General features: G+C 59.8%; 1 protein-coding gene. It reads right to left on the bottom strand.

Annotated features, from left to right (window positions below; genetic code table 11):
• Positions 1–263: 263 nt before the first annotated feature.
• Positions 264–776 carry a hypothetical protein gene (locus IEY98_RS33550; protein WP_189214504.1) on the bottom strand — a complete coding sequence of 171 codons (513 nt, stop codon included), beginning with the start codon at positions 774–776 and terminating at the stop codon, positions 264–266.
• Positions 777–855: the final 79 nt, after the last annotated feature.

The raw sequence follows: 855 nt of genomic DNA, 5'->3' as shown, positions 1-855 counted from the left end.
CAGCCCACGAGTCGTACGCGCCAGCCTATGAGTCGTACGCGCCAACCCATGCGTCGTACTCCGCACCACCCAAGCCAGCACCAGCTCAACACCCATCGTACACAGAGAAGCCTGCCCAGCCCCGACCTGCCCCTCAACACCCTTCTGGCACCGTCCAATCCCCTACATTCCACGCCCCTGGACCCGTCCGTCTCCCATCTGGCCCAGCTGTTGGAGGTTTCGGAAATGGTGGTGGCATGATCCCTGGAATTGGTCTCGGAGGTCTAGGATTCGGAGCTAACGCCGATGTTAATGTTGGAGGAGGCCTCGGTGCAGGAATTGGAGGTATCTTCTCGGGCAGTACAGATCTCGCCTCGGGCATCAGCGGCAACGTCATGGGCAACGTCGGTGTCGGCCTCGGCGGTCTCGCAGGAGCCGGTATCAATGCAGGCGCCCATGCGGGAGTCGGTGTTGGTGCTGGAGCCCGCGTTGGAGCCGGTGTCCACGCCGGTGCGAACGTAGGAGCTGGTGCTCGTGTTGGAGCCGGTGTAAACGCCGGTGCGAACGTAGATGTCGGGGCTCGTGTTGGAGCCGGTGTCAACGCCGGTGCCAACGTAGGAGCTGGCGTCGTGGGTCCCATTGGAGTCGGAGTTGGCGCTAATGTCGATGCAAATGTTGGTGTGGCCCCTATTGGCGCTGGAGCCCACGTTGGAGCTGGTGTCAATGTTGCTAGCCCCGTTGGTCCCATCTACGCTGGTGCAAACGTTGGCGCTGGAGTAGCTGTATAAACCGCTCACGACTCTTAGATGTTATCCCCCACATCTTGTGTAGTAATTACATTCGTTTTTCACGTCCTCCCATGATTCCCAATACACA

It is taken from the genome of Actinokineospora fastidiosa (assembly GCF_014648415.1).
Classification (GTDB): domain Bacteria; phylum Actinomycetota; class Actinomycetes; order Mycobacteriales; family Pseudonocardiaceae; genus Actinokineospora; species Actinokineospora fastidiosa.
The sequence above is the reverse complement of the archived record's forward strand: the minus strand, read 5'-3'. Positions and strand labels throughout refer to the sequence as shown.